Here is a 19,339-nt window from a genome sequence, read left to right as displayed (position 1 = left end):
GACGGCCGGGACCGGCAGGCTCACACCCCGTCGTCCGCCGCGTCCGCCCCGAGGTCCGTCACGCGCTCCAGGAGGATCGGCTCCCAGGCGCGGTGCAGGCGGTCCCGGAGCGGGGCCAGGGGGGTGCGGGTGCCGAGGGCGGCGGCCAGGCGCAGGACGGCGTCGCAGCGGGCCAGCCACAGGCCGCGCAGACAGGGGCGGGCCCCGTACCCGGCGAGGGTGGCGGCGCGGACGGCGGCCGGGGAGCCGACGGCGGCGGCGAGCCCCGCGATGTCCTCGGCGGGGTCGCCGAGGACGGCCTCGTCCCAGCCGAGGACGCCCCGGACCCGGCCGTCACCGCTGACGACCAGGTGCTCGGCGGTCAGCGCGTGATGGACCAGGACGGCGGGGGCCGTCTGGGCGCCGAGCTGGGCGGCGGCGGCCGGGGTGAGCTGCTGCACGCGCGCGGGATCGGACTCGTCGGCCGCGGTGAGGCGTGCGGCGGCCCGGTCGGCGGCCCGGCGCAGCGACTCCAGGGAGCGGGGCGCCCGGCGCGGCACGCCGAGCGTCTCGGCCTGGCGCACCGGCACCTCGCGCAGCCCGGTGAGGACGGCGGCGAGGTCGGCCTCGCCCACCGCGGACACGTCGTGGCGGTCGGCGGAGCCGCCGGGCACCACGGTGTCGAGGGTGTAGCCGAGGCCGGGCGCCCATTCGCCGTGCGCCACGCTGGCCGGTACGGCGACCGGGAGGTACGGGCGCACCAGGTCGCGGACGCGCAGTTCGCGGCGGCGTCCGGTGCCCGCCCCGGGGCCGGGGGCGAGGCGCAGGACGTGGCGGGTGCCGACCCACCAGGTGGCGCCGCCCGGGGAGGCGGGGCGGATCTCGGGGCCGCCGGGACGGTCCGGGTCCTCGTCCTTGAGGAGGCCGCGGACGATCCGGCGGACGGTGTCCTCGGTGGGTGCGGATGATGCCTGGGTCATGGTCGCGCGCCGTCGCTCGGGGGGTCCCTGGGGGCGGTCAGTCCACGACGACCAGTTCGCGGGTGGTGTCGTTGAGGCGGCGCCCGCCGTCCTCGGTGACGGTGACGATGTCCTCGATCCGGACGCCGAACCGGCCGGGCAGATAGACACCGGGTTCCACGGAGAAACACATACCGGGCACCAGGGGCTGTTCCTCGCCCTCGATCATGTAGGGCGGTTCATGGGTGGTGACGCCGATGCCGTGGCCGGTGCGGTGGATGAAGCGGGCGCCGTATCCGGCGGCGTCGATGACCGCGCGGGCGGCCCGGTCGACCTCCTGGCAGGCGACGCCGGGCCGGACGGCCTCGTACCCGGCCTGCTGGGCGGCGCGCACCAGGTCGTGGACCCGGCGCTCCTCGTCGGTGGGGTCGCCGACGTGGACCGTGCGGGAGGTGTCGGAGCCGTAGCCGTGGCGGAGGCCGCCGAAGTCGAGGACGACCATGTCGCCGCGCTCGATGACCCGGTCGCCCGCCTCGTGATGGGGATTGGCGCCGTTGGGGCCGGAGGCGACGATGGTGAAGTCGACCTGTTCGTGGCCGTGCCGGCGCAGCAGCGCGGCCAGGTCGGCGGCGACCTCGGACTCGCGGCGCCCGCCGAACGGCACCGCGCGGATCTCCTCGAAGGCCGCGTCGGCGGCGGCGCCCGCGGCGGCCATCAGCTCCAGCTCGGCGGCGTCCTTGACGGCGCGGAGCATGGGCAGGGCGTCGGAGAGGGCGGCGTAGGAACTCTCCGGCAGGGCCCTCTGGAGCCCGAGCAGATGCAGGGACCAGGTGCTGTCGCTGACGCCGAACCGTCCGGAGGCGGCGAGGAGGGCGGCCGTCGCGGCGTAGGGGTCCTTGCCGTCGGTCCAGTCGCGCAGGGTGATCGCGGGCGCCCCGGTGGCCCTGGCGGCGTCCGGGGCCTCCAGGGTGGGCACGACGAGCGCCGGGTCCCGGCCGGGGACGAGGACCAGCAGGGTGAGCCGTTCGGTGGCCGCGGGCGGGGCGTAGCCGGTGAGCCAGACGAGATCGGGGCCCGGGGCGACGAGCAGCCCGGCGAGCCCGGCGGCCTCGGCGTCCCGCACGGCCCGCGCCATGCGGGCCCGGTAGTCGTCGGCGGTGAAGGCCGCGCGCGTGCTGGCGGTCATCGGGTACCTCCCTGGCGGCTGGCTGACAGGGCCTGTCCGCAGCATCCTGCCCGCACGACGGGTGGGGCGCGAGCGCTCTGCACGGGTTCGCCGCGCGGCGGTGCGCCACCGGTGCCGCCCGGAGGGGGCGGGCTCTCGGGACCAGAGGGGCCGGGCCCTCGGGAGGGGACCGCAGCTTCTCCCGGTTAGCCCGCCCCACCGAGCTGGACGCGGGCCCGCGCGCTGGGGGACGGCAGCAGGGCGATCAGCTCACGCGGTGCAACGACAACGCGCGGGCCCCGGGAGCGGGGGAGGGACGGCAATCGACCCGAGGCACCCGACCGGCCCGCGCGCCGGCGGAGGGACGGCATGTCCCCCCGCCGGTACGGACCTTGGTGCACCAGCGGACCCCACGCACCGCGCGAAGCCGCAGCACGCCCCGCTACGCATCACACTCTGGTACGCGTCACACCCCGGTCCGCGTCACGTCACCAGTGCCGGTGTCACCGACAACTGCTGATACCCCCCGCTCTCATGCCGCACCGTGATCGTGACCGGTGTGCCGGGCGTGGCGGTGTCGACGGCGCGGGCGAGGTCGGCGGCGGTGTCGACGCGGGTGCCGGCGAAGGTGAGCAGGATGTCGCCGCGGACCAGACCGGCGGAGTGGCCGGGACCCGGCACATGGATGCCGACCAGCAGGGCACCCGCCCTCTCGGCGTCCACGGCCTCCACGCCGAGGGCGGCGGCCGGCGGGGCCGGGCGCGCGGGGCCGGGGGCGGCGGTCGGGGTGGTCCGGGGCTCCGGCTCGGCCTCCGTCCGCCGCTCGTGCTCGGCGAGCCGGCTCATGCCGATCACGGTGGCACCGACGGTGCCGAGGCCGACCCCGCAGAGCACCAGCACGGTACCGGCCAGCAGGCCGAGCAGCAGGGTCCGCAGCCGCCGCGTCCGGCGCCGGGCGGCATGGGGTCGCCGGACGGGCGCGGCCCTGGCCCTGCCGGGCTCCCGGCCGGGCATCGGTTTGGGACGCAACGCAGTCTGTTCCATCGGATCGCCTCCGCCCGGTGCCCTACCCGGCGCACCGGCGCCCGACGAGCCACGAACGAGTGAGACTGAACAACGGGTTTGACCCGGCGGGCGCCCCTTGGGCCCACCGCCCCCGCGCCTCCCGGACGGCCACCCGAACGGCCGCCGGACCCCCCCGCCCCCACCCCGGCGGCCGGGTGACTCCCCCACCCCGTCCCGACCGCCCGCCCCCACCGCCGATGCACCACCACCTCACCACCACCTCACCACCGCCTCACCACCGCCTCGCCCCCGTCACCCCCGCCGCCGCTCCGCCAACTCCCGCTGTCCAGACGGACGGCCGGTTCATTCGGCCCGGATTGTCAGTCCTCACTGTTACGTTCTGTGACATGACGGATAACGCGCTCCGGCTGCTGCGGCAGCACCCGCGGCTGGCCGGGCTGGCCGCGTTCCCCTTCGCCTTCGATCTGGACCGGGCCGCACAGGACCCCGGGAGCCCGGTGCGGCTCGCGTCCGGTGCGCCGCTGGAGCCCCTCGCGGGCGACGACTCGGGCGGTACGTACTTCCATTGCCCGGACGGCTCGGTGCTGTACGCGTCGGCGGACGGCGCGGCCGGGGTCATCGGCGCGTCGGTGTCCGAGGCGCTGGAGGTGGTGATCGGCCTGCCGGGCTGGGCGGAGTACGGCGATGCCGGACCCGGGGCCGGTGCGGCGGAGGTGCTGGACGCGATGACCGGGACCGGGGCCGGGATCCGCGCCCACGCGCTGGACGAGGCGCGGAGCGAGCTGCGCGCCGGTCTGGGACTGCCCGTGCGCGCCCCGGTCGAGCTGCTGGCGCTGCTGGACACGGCGCTGCGGCGCACGGAGCCGGATTTCCTGCTGCTGGCCGACCGGGACGGCCACGCCTACGCCCCGTTGCACGGCCGTCCGGGTCCCCCGCTGTGGGAGCCGGTCCTCGCGCGCGGGCGGGCCGATCTGGCGCTGCTGCGCGCCGGGGACGCGGCGGTGATGACGGCGATGCGGCAGGACGCGGTACGGCGGCGGGTGGTGCTGCGGGCGGCGCAGTTCGACCGGCGGGAGGGGGATCTCGGGCTGCTGCGGCGGCTGCTGCGGCTGGCGGCGGGCGGGTCGACGACCGGCGAACTGCGCCTGGCGGCCGTGCTGGTGGGCCGGTTCGGCCGGGCGGCGGACCTGCCGCTGCTCAACGAGGTACGGGAGACGGACGTCGGCACCGAGTGCGGGCTGGGCGAGCTGCCCGGACTGGACGCGAGCGGTACGGAGCTGGCGCGCTGGGCCCAGTGGCTGGACGAGTCGGCGTTCGGCACGGACCCGGCGGGCGAGCCCCTGCTGACCTGGACGGGCCTGGCGCTGGACCAAGGCCTGACCGAGCACGCCCGGGTGGCGCTGATCCACGAGTTGGACGCGCTCTCGCTCGACCGGTCCCGGCTCAGCCGGCCGGACGACCCCGCCCGGCTGAATCCGGCGCCGCTGGCCGCGCTGGCCCGGGAGTTCGAGCGGCTGGGCGATCTGCGGCAGGCGCTGCGCGCCCAGGGGCTGTACGCGGCGCTCCAGGAGACGGCGTGGGACCGGGTGTCGGCGCGGCTGGCCCAGGCCCGGCTGGAGCGCGAGGCGGGGCAGGCCGTGCGGGCGGCCGGGACACTGACCGCCGTCCGGGCGGTGCTGGCCGATCCGGGGGACGGTTCGCTGGCGTACTGGCGGCGGGTGAACCTGGGCCGGTTCATCGCGGAGGAGCACTACGCGCTGGCTGTCGCCCTGGCCGACGCGCGGTTGCCGCGGCAGGCGCGGGCGGTGCTGGCGGCCGGTGACGCGATACTCGGCGAGCTGTCGGACACCGCCGCGAAGGGCGTCCGGCAGCTCGCCCAGGAGACCGCCACCTGGGTGTGGGGCGTCAGTTGACCGCCTGCAAGGACGACACGCCCACCGGCAGGGACACGGACGGAATCGGGGAAACGGACGGGAACGGGGACGGGGACGGGGACAGGAACGGGGACGGGGACGGGGATGCGGACGGCAGGGACAGCCGTAGCGGCGGGAGCGGGGCCGGTGCCCGGTCCGGCAGGAAGCCATGGGTCCGTCCGGCCAGGTACTCGGCCCGGTAGCGATCCACCGTGCGGTGCCAGTGGAATATGCCGGACATCCAGTTCTCCAGGTCGGTCACATAGTCGCGCATGATCCTCCGCCCCTCGGCGGACAGCTCGAAGTCGTCGTAGACGACGGGCAGTTCATGGGCGACGACATGCTCGAACTGCTTCATCCGCTGGGTCATCAGATCGTGGACGACGCCGAGCGCGGTCGGGTAGTCGCAGCCGAAGAAGTTCTGCACCACGAGGATCGCGTTGTGGATCTCGCCCTCGTACTCGATCTCCTTCTGGTACGAGAAGACGTCGTTGAGGAGGCAGGCGTAGTCGGCGGCGGCGTTCTCCAGGGCCCGGACGGGGCCGGTGCGGTAGATCTCGTCGGGGACGGCGGGGCCGTGGCCCATCCGGCAGAGGCCGAGGGTGAGATCGGAGCCGAAGGTGTCGCGGCGCATCTCCAGATAGTCGACGGGGTCGGGGATGCGGTGCTGGACCTGGTTGACCAGTTCCCAGAGCCAGGACTCGGTCATCCGGTCGACGGCGCCCTTGAGGCGCTCGCGGTGGGCGGTGCTCATCCCGGCGGTGGTGCGGGCCCACAGGTCGATCAGACCGCGTTCCACGGCGTTGACCGGGACGGGGACGGGCTCGCCGTGCACGGGCATGCAGTCGGAGAGCCGGGCGGTGGTGAGCCGGGCACCGGCGAGGTCGCGGCGGTTGCCGTACACCAGGGGGTAGTAGTCGTCGGCGTAGGTGCCCCAGGCGAGCCAGCCCGCGCTGAGGTCGAGGGCCTCCTCGCTGCCGTCGGGGTCGATCCCGGCGGAGCACAGGGCGAGATCGGCGGCCCGGAGCTTGTCCTCGTCCCAGACGCCCTCCTGGAGGAAGCCGATGCTCCGGGACCAGTCCAGGAGGCGGGCGCGGGTGGCGTCCAGATGGGGGCTGAGACGGGGTTCGAAGGGCAGGTAGAGGTCCGGGACGAGGGACGGGCCGACCTTCGGGTACGGCACATGGGCGTACGGGCGCAGCCGTCCGGCGCGGCCGAAGTGGGTGGGGGCCGAGGCCGAGCCGCCGGCCCCGGCGACCAGATGGGCGAGGGCGGCGGCCGAGGTGCCGGGGCCGGCCGGGGCGGCCCAGGGGGCGGCGGTGGGGCGGGCGTTCTCGTTCATGTAGCGGCTGGAGCGCAGATGCCACTCGTGGCCCCCGGACTGCCAGTCCTGGAGTCCCTTGGTGTACGCGGCGACGGCGCTCACCTCGGCGGGGCCGAGGGCGCGTTCGAGGGCGAGGGCGGGGACCTCGGTGAGGGCGGTGTGCTCGAACTGGTGGAGGCGGGAGGTGAGGATGTCGTTGACGTGCTCGGCGGCCTCCTGGGTGGGGCAGCCGAAGAAGGTCTCCAGGACCAGGACGCCGTTGCTGAGTTCGCCCTCGTCCTCGACCTCGCGCTGGTAGGAGAAGAGGTCGTTGCGCAAGTGGACGCCGTCGGAGAAGGTCTCCATCAGCACCCGCAGCGGGCGGGACCCGGCGACGGCGGCCGGGACCTCGGCGGTCGCGTACTCCACCAGCCCCGCCGACCAGGGGGCGCCGCCGACCTTGCGGCGCATCTCGATGTACTCGACGGGGTTGGCGATCCGCCCCTCGTTGATGTTGGACAGCTCCCAGAGGGACTCGTTGAGCAGATGCTCGGTCGCGGTGGCGAAACGCTTCCTCCACGCGGGCGACATGGCGGGGACGGTACGGGCCCACAGATCGGCGAGCCCGGCCTCGACCGGGTTCTCCGGCTCGGGCACGGGGGTGGCGAGGTCGAGCGGCATGAACAGCGGCAGCCGGTCGAGATACGCCTTGCCGCCCGCGCGGTCCTGGGAGCGCTTGAAGGTCTCCAGGAAGTGGTCGTCGAAGAAGAAGACCCACACGTACCAGTCGGTGATCAGGGAGAGGGCGGGTCCGTCGCAGTCGGGGTGGGTGTAGGCGCAGAGCAGGCCGTAGTCGTGCGCCTCCAGATCGGCCTGGTCCCAGACCCCGGAGCCCTCCAGCATGCCCATCTGCCGCGCCCACGCGGTGGAGTGGCTCCGGGCCTCGTCCAGATGGGGATTGAGGCGGGCCGGATACGGCATGTAGAAGCGCGGGAGTTCGAACGGCTGCGTCATGGCCCCGGGCTACCCGGGTCCCTCCGGACCCATCCACCCGGAAGCAGATGATCACACCATCGCGTGAATCGAGGGCGAACCCGGGCGTTCCCGGGCCGCGGTGTGGCTCCCGCCGCGCCGCGCCGCTCCCGCCCGGCGGCGAACAACGGGGTGGACGAGCCGACCGCTCGACGGCGACCGACGGGGTAGGTGGGACGACTGCTCGGCGCCGGCCGACAGGGTGAGTGGGACGACCCGGCCGTCGGCGGCCGACGGGGCAGGTGGGGCGACCCGGTCGTCAGCGACCGACGGGGTGGGTGGGACGGCCCGGTCGTCGGCGGCCGACGGGGTGGGTGGGACAACCGCCCGGTGGCGGCCGGTCGGCTCACCCACCCCGTGGGACTACCGTGGGACAACCGGTCAGCTCAGCCCCGCCGTCTTCAGCCACTCCTGGGCCACGTCCAGCGGGTCCTTGCTCTCCAACTGCACCTGGGCGTCCAGTTCGAGCAGGGTCGCGGTGTCCAGCTTCGCGGAGACCGCGTTGAGGGCGTCCACGCCCTCCTGGGACAGCCCGGACTTGTGGACCAGCGGGGTCACATTGGCGAACCCGAAGAGGTTCTTGGGGTCCTTGAGGACCACGAACCCCTCCTTCTTGATGGTCGGGTCCGTGGTGAAGATGTCCGCCGCCTGCACGGTGTTGTCGGCCAGCGCCGCCTGGGTGAGCGGGCCGCCGGCGTCCAGCGCCTTGAAGGACTTGAACGTCAGGCCGTACTCCTCCTCAAGACCGGGCAGGCCCTGCTGGCGGGTCTGGAACTCGGGGGAGCCGCCGATGACCATCTCGGGCGCGATGTCCTTGAGGTCGTCGAGGGTCGACTCCGCGGTGAGGCCATGCTCCTCGGCCGTCTCGGCGTTGACCGACACCGAGTCCTTGTTCTCGGCCGGGGAGGACTCCAGCAGCGTCAGCTCGCTGTTGAGCTTGGCCTTGACGGCCTCGTTGACCGCGTCCGCCGACTCCTGCTCGGCCTCGGCGTCGAGGTAGGACAGCAGGGCGCCGTTGTACTCGGGCAGCACCGTGATGCTGCCGTTCTCCAGCAGCCCGTAGGTGGTCTCCCGGCTGCCGATGTTGGGCCGGTACTCGACCTCGATGCCCTTGGCCTTGAGCGCCTCGCCGTAGATGTCGGCGAGCAGGGTGCTCTCGGCGAAGTTGTTCGAGCCGACGACGACCGTGCCGGCCTCGGCCTGGTCCCCCGCGAGCGGGTCGGAGGTGTCGTCGGACGAGCCGCACCCCGCGACGAGGGCCGCCACGACGGCGAGCGCGGCGGCGGCCACGCCGGGGTGTCTCGTACGGGTCAAGCTGCTCTTCGCGGTAGAAGTCACGATGTCCGTTCCGGGCTCGGAGATGGGGTGGACCAGGTCGGTGGGCTCGATGGATCCGGGGACCCGGTGGGAGCCGATCGACGCGATGAAGTCATGAAACCGTTGGAACCGCCGGTGCTGCATGGCGTTTTCTGATCCAATCCAGCCACTTCCGGCCCAGTCAAGTGCCCCTGAGTAACCAAGCTGTTTCGAACCGTAATTATTTGTGAAGGGCGTGCGGACAACCCGCCACCGAGCCGCAGCGGGTTGTAACGGATTCTTGACTTCTGGCCGCCGGGCGATCACCGCAAGAGAAGGTAGTCTCCCCGAAGTTGGCGGACGTCACAGAGGTAAACGGGGGTCGCGTGCATGTCGCGCCCACGTCCTGCCGCCACCGGTCGTCAGTCGACCCCGAATCGGTCGGAATCGGTCTGCGGTCGTTCTGCGACAGTCATGTGAAATCTGCGCGCGACACCCTGGAGGAGGCCCGGTGGCCACTGGCGGAGGCCCGGAGTCCATGAGCGGACGGGACGACGCGCCGAACCCTCATGGGTCGTCGAGTCCTCATGGGCCGTCGAGCCCTCGTGGGGCGTCGGCCTCTCACGGGTCGTCGGCAACGCAGGGGTCGTCGGCAGCGCAGGAGGCACCGGCATCCCCGGGCGCCCCGGACACCCAGGAACCGCCCGCGTCTCCTCCTCCCCCGACCCCTCGCCGCGCGACCCGCACCCTGCCCGTGCCGCGCCGGCTGCGGGAGCTGGTCGTCCGCTGGCCCTTCCGGCGGAAGCTGAACGTCCTGGTCGGTGTCCCGCTCGCCGGGCTGGCCCTCCTGCTCTCCTATCTGATCGCCGGACAGGTCGGGCAGGCCCGGGACGCGGCCGAGGCCGCCCGGCTCGTCCGGGACAGCACCCAGGTCGCGGAGCTGGTGGACCGGGTGCAGACCGAGCACCAGCAGGCGATCCTGCTCTCGGTACGGTTCCAGGCGCTCGGCGGCGATCAGTCCGTCGCCGCCTACCGGGTGGCCCAGTCCTCGGTGGACGACCAGGTGGTGCGGGTACGGGACGCCTTCGGTGACCGGATGCCGGGGACCGCCTCCCGTGCCCTGCAAGAGATCGACAGCCTCGTCGCGCTGCGGGACACCATCGAGCGGGGCTATCTGCCCGCCGACAACATCGACCTCTCGTACACCAAGGTCGCCCAGGCCCTGATCGACGGGCTCGCGCTGGACCGCAACCCCGTCCTCGCGGCCACCTTCGTCGGCGACCTGCTGGACTCGCTGCTGCGCGCCGACGCGGCCCACGCCGTCTTCGAGACCTCCGTGCTGTCGGCGAGCACGGGCGACCCGAACACCCAGGTCGAGTTCATCAACGCGGCCGGGGCCCAGGAGCTGTACGTCCATCAGGCAGAACGTTTCGGCCGGTTCGCCACCGAGGAGCAGGTGGAGGAGCTGTCCGGGATCGTGCTCAGCGTCCCGCAGGCCGCCATCGAGCGGGACTACGCGGAGCAGAAGATCGCCCTCGGCGGCATCCAGTTCGAGACGCCGGAGGAGACCCGGGAGACGCTCGCCGAGGCCCTCGCCGCCTTCCCCACCTACCGGGAACAGGCCGAGGTGCGGCTGGAGATCACCGAGTCCCTCATCGAGCAGATCGCCGACCGCGCCGAGGCCACCTCCAACGAGGCATGGCGGAACGCGGCCTGGCTGCTGAGCGCCGCGGTGCTCGGCTACGGGCTGTGGCTCGGTCTGTCGGTGGCGGTGCGCCGCTCGGTGGTGCGCCCGGTGCTGGAGCTGACCGGCGCCGCGCAGGAGGTCGCCGACGCCGCCGCGCGCGAGCTGGCCCGGGTCGCCGACGACGACACCGAGGACGAGGGGCCGCCGCTGCTGCGGGACATGCCGGTCACCGCCCGCGACGAGATCGGCGAGCTGGCCGACGCCTTCAACCAGGTGCAGACCACCGCCGTCGCCCTGCTGGAGCGCCAGGTGCTCAGCCGCCGCAATGTCGCCGAGATGTTCGGCAACGTCGGCCGCCGGGTCAGCAACCTCACCACCCGCCAGCTCGCGCTGATCGACGCCGTCGAGCGCGGCGAGACCGACCCGGAGCTGCTGGAGCGCCTCTACCGCATCGACCACATCGCGGTCCGGCTGCGCCGCAACGCCGACAGCCTGATGCTGCTGGCCGGGCTGCGCGAGACGGTCCTCGCCGCCGGGCCGACCGCGCTCACCAATGTCGTCCGGGCCGCGCTCGGCCAGATCGAGGGCTATCAGCGGGTCGAACTGCACGCCGGTACCGAGGTGATGGTCGAGCCCGACATCATCGGCGACCTGACCCTGATGGTGGCCGAGCTGCTGGAGAACGCGGTGGCGTTCTCGCCGGTCGGCAGCCCCGTCGAGGTCACCGTCGGCACCGGCGAGGCGGGCGGCGCCCTCATCACCGTCGCCGACCACGGTCTCGGGATGAGCGCCGAGCGGCTCGCCGAGGAGAACGCCCGGCTGGTGCGCCGCGAACGCCTGGACCTGGTCCCGACGAAGGTGCTCGGGCTGTTCGTGGTCGGTACGCTCGCCCGGCGCTGGGAGATCGGCATCACCCTGGACCACACCCGGGGCGGCGGCGTCACCGCCGGGATCGACATCCCTGCCTCCCTGCTGCTGACGATGAGCGCGGTGGGCGGCGGGGGCCCGCAGGTCCCGACGATGAGCAACGGTGCGGCGGACCGGCCGGTCACCCGCGCCGGCTCCGGTCCGCGGCCCGCCGCCGCGCTGCCCGCCGGGCCCGATGACGAGGCGCCGCTGCCCCGCCGGCTACCCCGCCGCGACCCCGCCGACGACGACCGGGCCACCACCGCGCTGATCCCGAAGGCCCGGGCCGCCGAGGCGCCGTCCGCCCCCGCCCGGGGCGAGGCCGCCGCCCGCCCGCTGCGGCGCCGGGTGCGGGGCGCGACCCTGCGCACCACCGCCGCCGACACCGTCCACCGCCCCGCGACCACCGCCCCCGCCGACGCCGACGCCGTACGCGACGCGCTGGACGAGTTCGAGGCGGCGATCGAGCGGGCCCACCGGGACAGCGCGAACGGCGCCCACCGGGACGGCCTCACAGGCCCCAACGGCCCCACCGACCCCGACCCCGGCCCCGGCCCGGACGACCCGGCTACTGCCACTCCCCACACGTCCCCCGCTCCCCCCACACCCCCGACTCCCCCCACACCCACCCCACCCATCACCCGGCACGAGAAGGACCTCCCGGAAGGAGCGGAGCAGTGAGTACGTCGACAGGTGGCACTCCGGCGCGGGGCGCCACACCGGACGAACTGCGGGCCGCAGCCGCCGACTTCACCTGGCTGCTCAACCGCTTCGCGACGGAGACGGCGGGTGTCGTGGACGCCATCGCCGTCTCCTCCGACGGGCTGCTGATCGCCGTGGCCCAACTGCGCGAACGCGCCCACTCGGAGCGGCTCGCGGCGATCGTCTCCGGGCTGACCAGCCTGGCCGCCGGTGCCTCCGGCAACTACGGCCTGGGCGCGCTGAACAAGGTCATCATCGATCTGGAGGGCGGCCATGTGCTGGTCTCCGCGATCGGCAACGGAGCCGTCCTCGGCGTGGTCGCCGACAAGGAGGCCAAGCTCGGCAACATCGCCTACGAGATGACCCTGTTCGCCAACCGGGCCGGTGCCGCGCTCAGTCCGCAACTGGTGCTGGAGCTGAAGAACACGGTCGGCGCCACCTCGGCCGGCTGACCGGCCGTCCAGCGGCGATCACCGTTCGCACACGTGTGCGCGCTAGAAGAGGAAGAGACCAGTCATGGCGGACGGCCGCAGCTCCGGTGCGCCGGGTCCGGACCCGGTGGAACCGGTCGCCGCGGTACGGCCGTTCCTGGTCACCGCGGGCCGGGTGGCGGGTACGGCCACCGGCCGGACGATGCCCGTGGAGACCCAGGTGATCGCCACCGCGCAGGGGCTCGCCGCGCTCGGCCGGCTCTCCTTCGAGAACCACGACATCGTCGCCGCGTGCGCGGTGCCGCAGTCGATCGCCGAGCTGGCGTCCCGGCTCACGCTGCATCTGAACGTGGTCCGGGTCCTCGCCGAGGATCTGCGGGCCGACGCGATGCTGGCGGTGCACGTGCCCGACGCCGCCGCCACCCATGACGCATCCGTGCTGCGCAGGGTCATCGACGGCCTGCGGGCCATTCCCGACTCCCGAGGGGTACTCCGTGACACCGACTGACCGTCTCGCCGTCGGCTCGGCCGGGCAGCCGACCGTGCGCCCGCCGCTGCCGGTCAAACTGGTGATCGCGGGCGGGTTCGGGGTGGGCAAGACCACCACCGTCGGCGCGATCTCCGAGATCGAGCCGCTCACCACCGAGGCCGCGATCACCGAGGTCGCGGCGGGCGTGGACGATCTGAGCCACACCCCGCGCAAGACCACCACCACCGTCGCCATGGACTTCGGGTGCATCACCATCGACCCGACGCTCAAGCTGTATCTGTTCGGGACGCCCGGCCAGGAGCGGTTCGGGTTCATGTGGGACGACATCGTGGAGGGCGCGGTCGGCGCGCTGGTGATCGTGGACACCCGGCGGCTGGACGACTGCTATGCCGCGGTGGACTACTTCGAGCACCGGCGGATTCCGTTCGCGGTCGCGGTGAACGCATTCGACGGGTCGGTGGAGCACGCCATGGACGAGGTGCGGTGGGCGCTGGATGTCGCCGAGCGGGTTCCCGTGGTGGTGTTCGACGCCCGGGAGCGGGGGTCTGTGCGGGACGCGTTGCTGGTGGTGCTGGAGTTGGCTCTGGAGCGGGCCGAAGGGTAGGGGGCGGGCTGGGGCGCGGGTCGGTGGGGGCGGACTGGTCGCGCAGTTCCTCCCCCGGAGCCCCGGAGCCCCAGAGCCCCAGAGCCCCGGAGCCCCAGAGCCCCAGAGCCCCGGAGCCCCGGAGCCCCGGAGCCCCGGAGCCCCAAAGACCTCTCTACGTAGCGCTCTGCCTCCGCACCCCCCGGGACACCGTCACCCGGGCCGCGAGCCAGAACACCCCCAGCGTCACCAGGGCCAGCACCGCCACCAGGGTCGCGCCGCCCACCACCTTCTCGTAGTCGCGCTGGTAGAGGCCGTCCACGATGTAGCGGCCGAGGCCGCCGAAGCTGACGTACGCGGCGATGGTGGCCGTGGAGACGATCTGGATGGCCGCCGAGCGCAGGCCGCTGAGGATCAGCGGGAGGGCGACCGGGATCTCCACCCGGAAGAGGATCGCGGGTTCGGCCATGCCCATGCCCCGGGCCGCGTCCACGGGGGCCGGGTCGACGGAGCGGACGGCCTCGTAGGTGGTGACCAGGATCGGCGGGATCGCCAGCACCACCAGGGGGATCATCACGGGGGCCAGGCCCAGACCGAGGAGGACGAACATCAGGACCATCAGGCCGAAGCTGGGCAGTGCGCGGGCGGCCGTCGCGATCAGGGCCAGGGTGTTGCCGCCCCGGCCGGTGTGCCCGGTGATCAGGCCGACCGGCAGGCCCACGGCGGCGGCGATGCCGAGGGCGAGCAGGGTGTACCGGAGGTGCTCGGCGAGCCGGGTGGGGATGCCGTCGTAGCCCTTCCACTGGGCGCTGTCGCTGAAGAAGGCGTCGATGAAGCTCAGGATGTTCATGGCGTGGACTTCTCCAGGGCGGCGCCGGTACGGGAGGAGGAGCCGCCGCCGGCCGGGCGTGAGCCGCGGGGCATCCAGGGGGTGACCAGCAGCCGCAGCCCGATCAGCAGGGCGTCCACCGCGACGGCGAGCACGGCGGTGCCGAGGACGGACAGCCAGATCAGCCGGGGCTGGTTGTAGATCATGCCGCTGTTGAGGAGGTTGCCCAGCGCGCCCTGGTTGCCGATCAGCATGCCGACGCTGACCAGGGAGATGCTGGAGACGGACGCGATCCGCAGTCCGGCGATGATGGCGGGCGCGGCGATCGGCAACTGCACCTGGAGATAGCGGCGGACCGGGCCGATGCCCATGGCGGTGGCGGCGTCCAGGGTCTCGCGCGGCACCGAGCGCACCCCGTCGACGATCGCCGGGACGAACACCACCAGGCTGTAGACGGCCAGCGGGATCATCACGGTGGTCTCGCTGAGCCCGGTGTAGTCGATGAGGACGACGAAGAAGGCGAGCGAGGGGATGGCGTAGAGGACCGTCGTCACCCACAGGACCGGCGGGTACAGCCAGCGCAGCCGGACGCAGAGCTGGGCGACGGGCAGCGCGACCAGCAGGCCGATCAGCACCGGGACGAGCGCGTTGCGCAGATGCAGGCCGAGCAGGCCCCAGTAGGTGTTCTGGAGGTCGCTCGGCATGTCGAACAGGCCGTTCACGGGGCGACCTTCTCGGTCCGGGGGCCGCCCTGGGCGCCCAGGGTGGTCTTGGCGTGCTCGCCGCGGATGGTGTCGCCGATGGTGGCCTGGGAGACCACCCCGGTGGCCCGGCCCTCGGCGTCCACGGCGACGGCCCAGCCGGTGGGCGAGAGCACGGCGGCGTCCAGGGCGGCCCGCAGGGAGTCGCCGTCCGGGTGGAAGGGATGGCCGACGGGCAGCAGGCGTTCGGGGCGGATGTCACCGGCGGTGAGTTCGTCCCGGACGCCCCAGCCGAGGGGGCGGCGGTCGGCGTCGGTGACCAGGAGGTAGGGCACGTCCTCGGCCCGGCGGGCGGCGAGCTGCTCGGCGGTGGCGTCGACGGCGACGATCGGCGTGGTGAGCAGCGGGAGCCCGGCGGACGGGAAGAAGGAGAGACGGCGGACGCCCCGGTCGGCGCCGAGGAAGTCCTCCACGAAGTCGTCGGCCGGGTGGGAGAGCAGCTCGGCGGGCGGCGCGAACTGGGCGAGCCGGCCCCCGGTGCGCAGCACGGCGACCATGGTGCCGATCTTGACGGCCTCGTCGATGTCATGGGTGACGAAGACGATGGTCTTGCCCAGCTCGGCCTGGAGGCGCAGCAGTTCGTCCTGGAGGCCCTTGCGGACGATGGGGTCGACGGCGGAGAACGGCTCGTCCATCAGCAGGACGGGCGGGTCGGAGGCGAGGGCGCGGGCCACGCCGACGCGCTGCTGCTGGCCGCCGGAGAGCTGGTAGGGGAAGCGCTGGGCGAGGGCGGCGTCGAGGCCGACGCGCTCCATCAGTTCGCGGGCCCGGGAGCGGGCCTTCTCCTTGCTCCAGCCGAGGAGGCGGGGCACGGTGGCGATGTTGTCGACGATGGTGCGGTGCGGGAAGAGGCCCGCGTTCTGGATGACGTATCCCATGGAGCGGCGCAGGGTGTTGACCGGCTGCTGGGTGACGTCGACGCCGTCGATGAGGATGGTGCCCTCGCTGGGCTCGACCATCCGGTTGATCATGCGCAGGGTGGTGGTCTTGCCACAGCCCGAGGGTCCGACGAGGACGGTGATCGAGCGGTCCGGTATGTCCAGGGAGAGCCTGTCGACCGCGGTGGTGCCGTCCGGGTAGCGCTTGGTGACTGAATCTATCCGTATCAAGGTGCCGGATACCCTTCGGGGTTGGCAGGTGCTGAGCGCTTTCACACACCGTTGTGCGCGGTCTCGGCCGGTCGCGGACCGAGTCTAGACCGGTAGTGTTGCGGAAACTTGGCGTACGCACACCGTTTCCCGACCGTAATGGTCGGATTCCCGATCGGCGGGCACTGTCACACCGCGACCCGGCCCGTACGGGGACTCATGTCAGGAACCGGCCCTCGCCCCGTGCGCGGACTCACGCCGCGACCGGCAGCCCCGCGCTCCGGCGCACCCGGCGCTCCCCGTCCACCGCGAACACCTCGCAGCCCGCGCGTCCGGCGGCCCAGGCGATGCCGTCGGCGCCCAGCGCGAACGCGGCGGTGGCCGTGACGTCCGCCTCGGTCAGGGTGGGCGCCACCACGGTCAGGCTCAGCAGCCCGGTCGCGGGCCGCCCGGTCCGGCCGTCGAGGATGTGGTCGCCGCGCTCGTAGCGGGCCGAGGTGGCCACCGCGCCCTCCTCGATCTCCAGCACCACGCACACCCGGTCCGCGATCTCGGGGTGCCGCACCCCCACCCGCCACGGTCCCCCGGCGGCGATCACATCGCCCCCGGCGTTCAGACAGAACCTGCGCACCCCGGCCGCGCGCAGCAGCCCCGCCGCCCGCTGCACGGACCAGCCCTTCACCACCGCACAGGGGTCGAGCCCCCGCCCCGGCAGCCGTACGTCGAACGCGCCGCCGGTCTCGGCCCGGTACCGCTCGGACAGGAACAGCACCTCGACGAGGTCGGCGCTGATGTCGTCCGGCGCGATCTCGCCACGGTCGAGCCGGGAGACCTCGCTGTCGGGGCGGAACGGGCTGAACCGCCGGTCGACCTCGTGCAGCCACCCGAACACCGCGTCGCCGAGGCCGTCCGGCACGCTCTCGTCGTCGATCCGCAGCGAGACCGGGAACCCCATCACCTGTTCGACGCGGTGCATGTCAGACGCCCTTCGCGTCGAGCACGGCCTGGAGGGACTGCTTGTAGGCGTCGCTGGTGAGGGTGGCGCCGGAGACGGTGTCGATGTCGGCGCTCTGCGCGTCGAGGGTGTCCTCGATGAGCTGGGGCACGGCGGCGATGGTCTGCGGGTGGTTGGGCTGCTGGAGCATCCGCACGGCGCCGATGGTGTCGCCGTCGAAGGTGACCTCGACCTGGACCGGGCCCTTCTCGGTGTTCACGGTCGGCCCGGCGAGGGTCTCGCTGACGGGCTCGGGCTCGGCGGCGGGCTCGTCCGCCGGTTCACCGGAGGAGTCACCCGCGGGCGCGTCGGCGGCGGGCGCGTCGGCCCCGGCCGCGGCCTGCTCGTCCAGTACGGCCTGGAGGGACTCGCGGTAGGCGTCGCTGGTGAGGGTCGCGCCGGAGACGGTGTCGATGTCGGAACTCTGCGCCGACAGCGTCTCCTCGATCAGCGTCGGTACGGCCGCCTCGGTCTGCGGGTGGTCGGGCTGCTGGAGCATCCGCACGGCGCTGATGCGGTCCCCGTCGAAGGTGACCTCGACCTGGACCGGGCCCTTCTCGGTGTCGACGGTCGGCCCGGTGAACACGGTGCTGCCGCCGGCCGCGGTCGAGGAGGGGGCGGGTGCCGGGGCGGCCTCGACGGTCGTGCCGGTGTCGTGGGAGGGGGCGTAGCGCCACACCGGTATCAGTCCGGCCACGGTGAGGGCCAGGACGGGCAGTACTCGCTTCACGGTCGATCGTTTCCTTGTCGTCGGCGCGGTCGGTGGGGCGGCCGTCTCGGGCCGAGTGTCCCGGGTCGGGTGTCCCGGGTCGGGTGTCCCGGCTCAGCCGGCCAGGCTGAACCGCTCGAAGTGGACCTGCTCCTTCGGGACGCCCAGGGTCTTCAGATTGCCGATGACGGCGGTGGTCATCCCGGGCGGGCCGCAGACGAACACATCGCGACCGGCGATGTCCGGGACGAGCCGGGCCAGGGACTCCGGGGCCAGCGGGTCGGGCGTGATCGGGCCGGTGACGAGGTGCAGTTCGGCGCCCCGGTCCAGGGCCAGGCCGCGCAGCTCGTCGTAGAGGACGGCGTCCTTGTCGCTGGCGACCCGGTAGAGGACGACGGCGTGGCCGGGCAGTTCCTCCAGCAGGGCGCGGATCGGGGTGACACCGACGCCGCCCGCGATCAGGACCGAGTCCGGGCGGGTGCGGTGCAGGGCGGTGAAGGCGCCGTAGGGGCCCTCGGCGAAGACGCGGGTGCCGGGCTTGAGGTGGCGCAGCGAGGCGCTGCCCTCCCCGGCGGCCTTGGCGGTGAGACGCAGGGTGCGGCCGTCGGGGGCGGCGGACAGGGAGAAGGGGTTGGCCTGCCACCAGCGGTCGCGGGTGAGGAACCGCCACAGGAAGAACTGTCCGGCGCGGGCGGGCAGCCGGTCGAGGTCGCGGCCGGTCATGTAGACGGAGACGACATTGTCCGACTCGGGGACGACGGCGGTGACGACGAGCTTGTGCCGCCAGTTGCGCCACAGCGGCAGCACCGCCCGGCCGACGACGACCGCGCCGAGCGCGCCGCCCCAGACCAGGTACCAGTAGGCGGTGGCCAGGGAGGAGGAGGCGAACGAGGTGCCGGCGGCGACCTGGTGGGTGAAGGCGAGGACCACCGCGAGATAGGTGTAGAGGTGGATGAAGTGCCAGGTCTCGTAGGCGAGGCGGCGCCGGGCCCAGCGGGCGGAGACCGCGCCGACCAGGATGATCAGGGCGAGCGCGACGATGGCCCGCAGGACGCCCTCGACGGTCTCGGCGAGGTCGACGAGCTGGTTGACCGGGTCCAGACCGGCCGGCTGGGCGTAGCCGAGCACGATGAAGACGACATGGCCGAGCAGCAGCCACAGCAGGGCGAAGCCGGTCCAGCGGTGCCAGGAGGTCAGCCGGTCCATGCCGATGCGGCGGTCCAGCCAGGGCAGCCGGGCCACCAGCAGCAGTTGGAACGCCATGAGCAGGGCGCCGTACAGGCCGGTGAGGCGGCCCAGCACGATCAGCGCGTTGGAGGCGAACCCGCCCTGGACGAAGAAGTACGCCACGATCGCCGCGTTGGCGGCGAGGGCGGCGTACAGGCCGGTGCGGGCCACGACTTTCGGCCGTACACCCGAGGTGGGGGCGCGATGGGATGCGACGGTCGTCACGGAGGGCAACTCCTTGATCGGGACTCGGTATCCC

General features: G+C 73.4%; 16 protein-coding genes. 5 read left to right on the top strand and 11 right to left on the bottom strand.

Annotated features, from left to right (window positions below; genetic code table 11):
• Nucleotides 1-20: 20 nt before the first annotated feature.
• The 3 genes from AB0O01_RS16735 to AB0O01_RS16725 form a co-directional block, all read right to left on the bottom strand.
• The gene (locus AB0O01_RS16735; RefSeq protein ID WP_365314050.1) at nt 21-959 is read right to left on the bottom strand and encodes an aminoglycoside phosphotransferase family protein; all 939 of its coding nucleotides are present in this window, start codon (nt 957-959) and stop codon (nt 21-23) included.
• Between the two features lie 37 nt (nt 960-996).
• The gene (locus AB0O01_RS16730) at nt 997-2,124 is read right to left on the bottom strand and encodes an aminopeptidase P family protein (protein ID WP_365314048.1); all 1,128 of its coding nucleotides are present in this window, start codon (nt 2,122-2,124) and stop codon (nt 997-999) included.
• 462 nt (nt 2,125-2,586) lie between these two features.
• A complete protein-coding gene (locus AB0O01_RS16725; protein WP_365314046.1) occupies nt 2,587-3,147 on the bottom strand; it encodes a PDZ domain-containing protein in 561 nt (186 codons plus the stop codon).
• A 368-nt stretch (nt 3,148-3,515) separates the two neighbouring features.
• Here AB0O01_RS16725 and AB0O01_RS16720 point away from each other — a divergent pair, with 368 nt between their 5' ends.
• On the top strand, nt 3,516-5,042 hold the full coding sequence (locus AB0O01_RS16720) for a hypothetical protein (protein ID WP_365314045.1): 1,527 nt from the start codon (nt 3,516-3,518) through the stop codon (nt 5,040-5,042).
• On the opposite strand, the gene cyc2 is transcribed toward AB0O01_RS16720, so the two are convergent.
• Entirely contained in the window at nt 5,035-7,359 is a 2,325-nt protein-coding gene (cyc2, locus tag AB0O01_RS16715) for a germacradienol/geosmin synthase Cyc2 (protein ID WP_365314043.1), read from the bottom strand. The genes AB0O01_RS16720 and cyc2 overlap by 8 nt on opposite strands.
• Before the next feature lie 399 nt (nt 7,360-7,758).
• Nucleotides 7,759-8,715, bottom strand: coding sequence for an ABC transporter substrate-binding protein (locus AB0O01_RS16710; protein ID WP_365314411.1), 957 nt, complete (start codon nt 8,713-8,715; stop codon nt 7,759-7,761).
• A 712-nt stretch (nt 8,716-9,427) separates the two neighbouring features.
• Between AB0O01_RS16710 and AB0O01_RS16705 the strand changes: the two genes are divergently transcribed.
• From AB0O01_RS16705 to AB0O01_RS16690, 4 genes are all read left to right on the top strand, one after another.
• Nucleotides 9,428-11,947, top strand: coding sequence for an ATP-binding protein (locus tag AB0O01_RS16705; protein WP_365314041.1), 2,520 nt, complete (start codon nt 9,428-9,430; stop codon nt 11,945-11,947).
• Nucleotides 11,944-12,420 carry a roadblock/LC7 domain-containing protein gene (locus AB0O01_RS16700; RefSeq protein WP_365314039.1) on the top strand — a complete coding sequence of 159 codons (477 nt, stop codon included), beginning with the start codon at nt 11,944-11,946 and terminating at the stop codon, nt 12,418-12,420. The genes AB0O01_RS16705 and AB0O01_RS16700 overlap by 4 nt, the downstream gene beginning before the upstream one ends.
• Before the next feature lie 64 nt (nt 12,421-12,484).
• Entirely contained in the window at nt 12,485-12,907 is a 423-nt protein-coding gene (locus AB0O01_RS16695; RefSeq protein ID WP_365314037.1) for a DUF742 domain-containing protein, read from the top strand.
• Entirely contained in the window at nt 12,894-13,493 is a 600-nt protein-coding gene (locus AB0O01_RS16690) for an ATP/GTP-binding protein (protein WP_365314035.1), read from the top strand. The genes AB0O01_RS16695 and AB0O01_RS16690 overlap by 14 nt, the downstream gene beginning before the upstream one ends.
• A 154-nt stretch (nt 13,494-13,647) precedes the next feature.
• On the opposite strand, the gene AB0O01_RS16685 is transcribed toward AB0O01_RS16690, so the two are convergent.
• The 6 genes from AB0O01_RS16685 to AB0O01_RS16660 form a co-directional block, all read right to left on the bottom strand.
• Nucleotides 13,648-14,322, bottom strand: coding sequence for an ABC transporter permease (locus AB0O01_RS16685; protein ID WP_365314033.1), 675 nt, complete (start codon nt 14,320-14,322; stop codon nt 13,648-13,650).
• Nucleotides 14,319-15,023, bottom strand: a complete 705-nt coding sequence (locus AB0O01_RS16680) for an ABC transporter permease subunit (protein ID WP_365314031.1) — start codon at nt 15,021-15,023, stop codon at nt 14,319-14,321. The genes AB0O01_RS16685 and AB0O01_RS16680 overlap by 4 nt, the downstream gene beginning before the upstream one ends.
• The gene (locus AB0O01_RS16675; RefSeq protein ID WP_365314029.1) at nt 15,020-16,171 is read right to left on the bottom strand and encodes an ABC transporter ATP-binding protein; all 1,152 of its coding nucleotides are present in this window, start codon (nt 16,169-16,171) and stop codon (nt 15,020-15,022) included. The genes AB0O01_RS16680 and AB0O01_RS16675 overlap by 4 nt, the downstream gene beginning before the upstream one ends.
• A gap of 232 nt (nt 16,172-16,403) precedes the next feature.
• Nucleotides 16,404-17,126, bottom strand: coding sequence for an FAD:protein FMN transferase (locus tag AB0O01_RS16670; protein ID WP_365314027.1), 723 nt, complete (start codon nt 17,124-17,126; stop codon nt 16,404-16,406).
• A gap of 1 nt (nt 17,127) precedes the next feature.
• Nucleotides 17,128-17,874, bottom strand: a complete 747-nt coding sequence (locus AB0O01_RS16665; RefSeq protein WP_365314025.1) for an FMN-binding protein — start codon at nt 17,872-17,874, stop codon at nt 17,128-17,130.
• 93 nt (nt 17,875-17,967) lie between these two features.
• Nucleotides 17,968-19,305, bottom strand: coding sequence for a ferredoxin reductase family protein (locus tag AB0O01_RS16660; protein WP_365314023.1), 1,338 nt, complete (start codon nt 19,303-19,305; stop codon nt 17,968-17,970).
• Between the last annotated feature and the right edge of the window lie 34 nt (nt 19,306-19,339).

This window comes from Streptomyces sp. NPDC093252 (genome assembly GCF_040683675.1).
Taxonomy (GTDB): Bacteria; Actinomycetota; Actinomycetes; order Streptomycetales; family Streptomycetaceae; genus Streptomyces.
The sequence above is the reverse complement of the archived record's forward strand: the minus strand, read 5'-3'. Positions and strand labels throughout refer to the sequence as shown.

Excerpts from the sequence above, each read along its gene's own strand:
- cyc2 (WP_365314043.1), bottom strand. The coding sequence starts at position 7,359 with ATGACGCAGCCGTTCGAACTCCCGCGCTTCTACATGCCGTATCCGGCC.
- AB0O01_RS16670 (WP_365314027.1), bottom strand. The coding sequence starts at position 17,126 with ATGCACCGCGTCGAACAGGTGATGGGGTTCCCGGTCTCGCTGCGGATC.
- AB0O01_RS16725 (WP_365314046.1), bottom strand. The coding sequence starts at position 3,147 with ATGGAACAGACTGCGTTGCGTCCCAAACCGATGCCCGGCCGGGAGCCC.
- AB0O01_RS16735 (WP_365314050.1), bottom strand. The coding sequence starts at position 959 with ATGACCCAGGCATCATCCGCACCCACCGAGGACACCGTCCGCCGGATC.
- AB0O01_RS16685 (WP_365314033.1), bottom strand. The coding sequence starts at position 14,322 with ATGAACATCCTGAGCTTCATCGACGCCTTCTTCAGCGACAGCGCCCAG.
- AB0O01_RS16720 (WP_365314045.1), top strand. The coding sequence starts at position 3,516 with ATGACGGATAACGCGCTCCGGCTGCTGCGGCAGCACCCGCGGCTGGCC.
- AB0O01_RS16730 (WP_365314048.1), bottom strand. The coding sequence starts at position 2,124 with ATGACCGCCAGCACGCGCGCGGCCTTCACCGCCGACGACTACCGGGCC.
- AB0O01_RS16695 (WP_365314037.1), top strand. The coding sequence starts at position 12,485 with ATGGCGGACGGCCGCAGCTCCGGTGCGCCGGGTCCGGACCCGGTGGAA.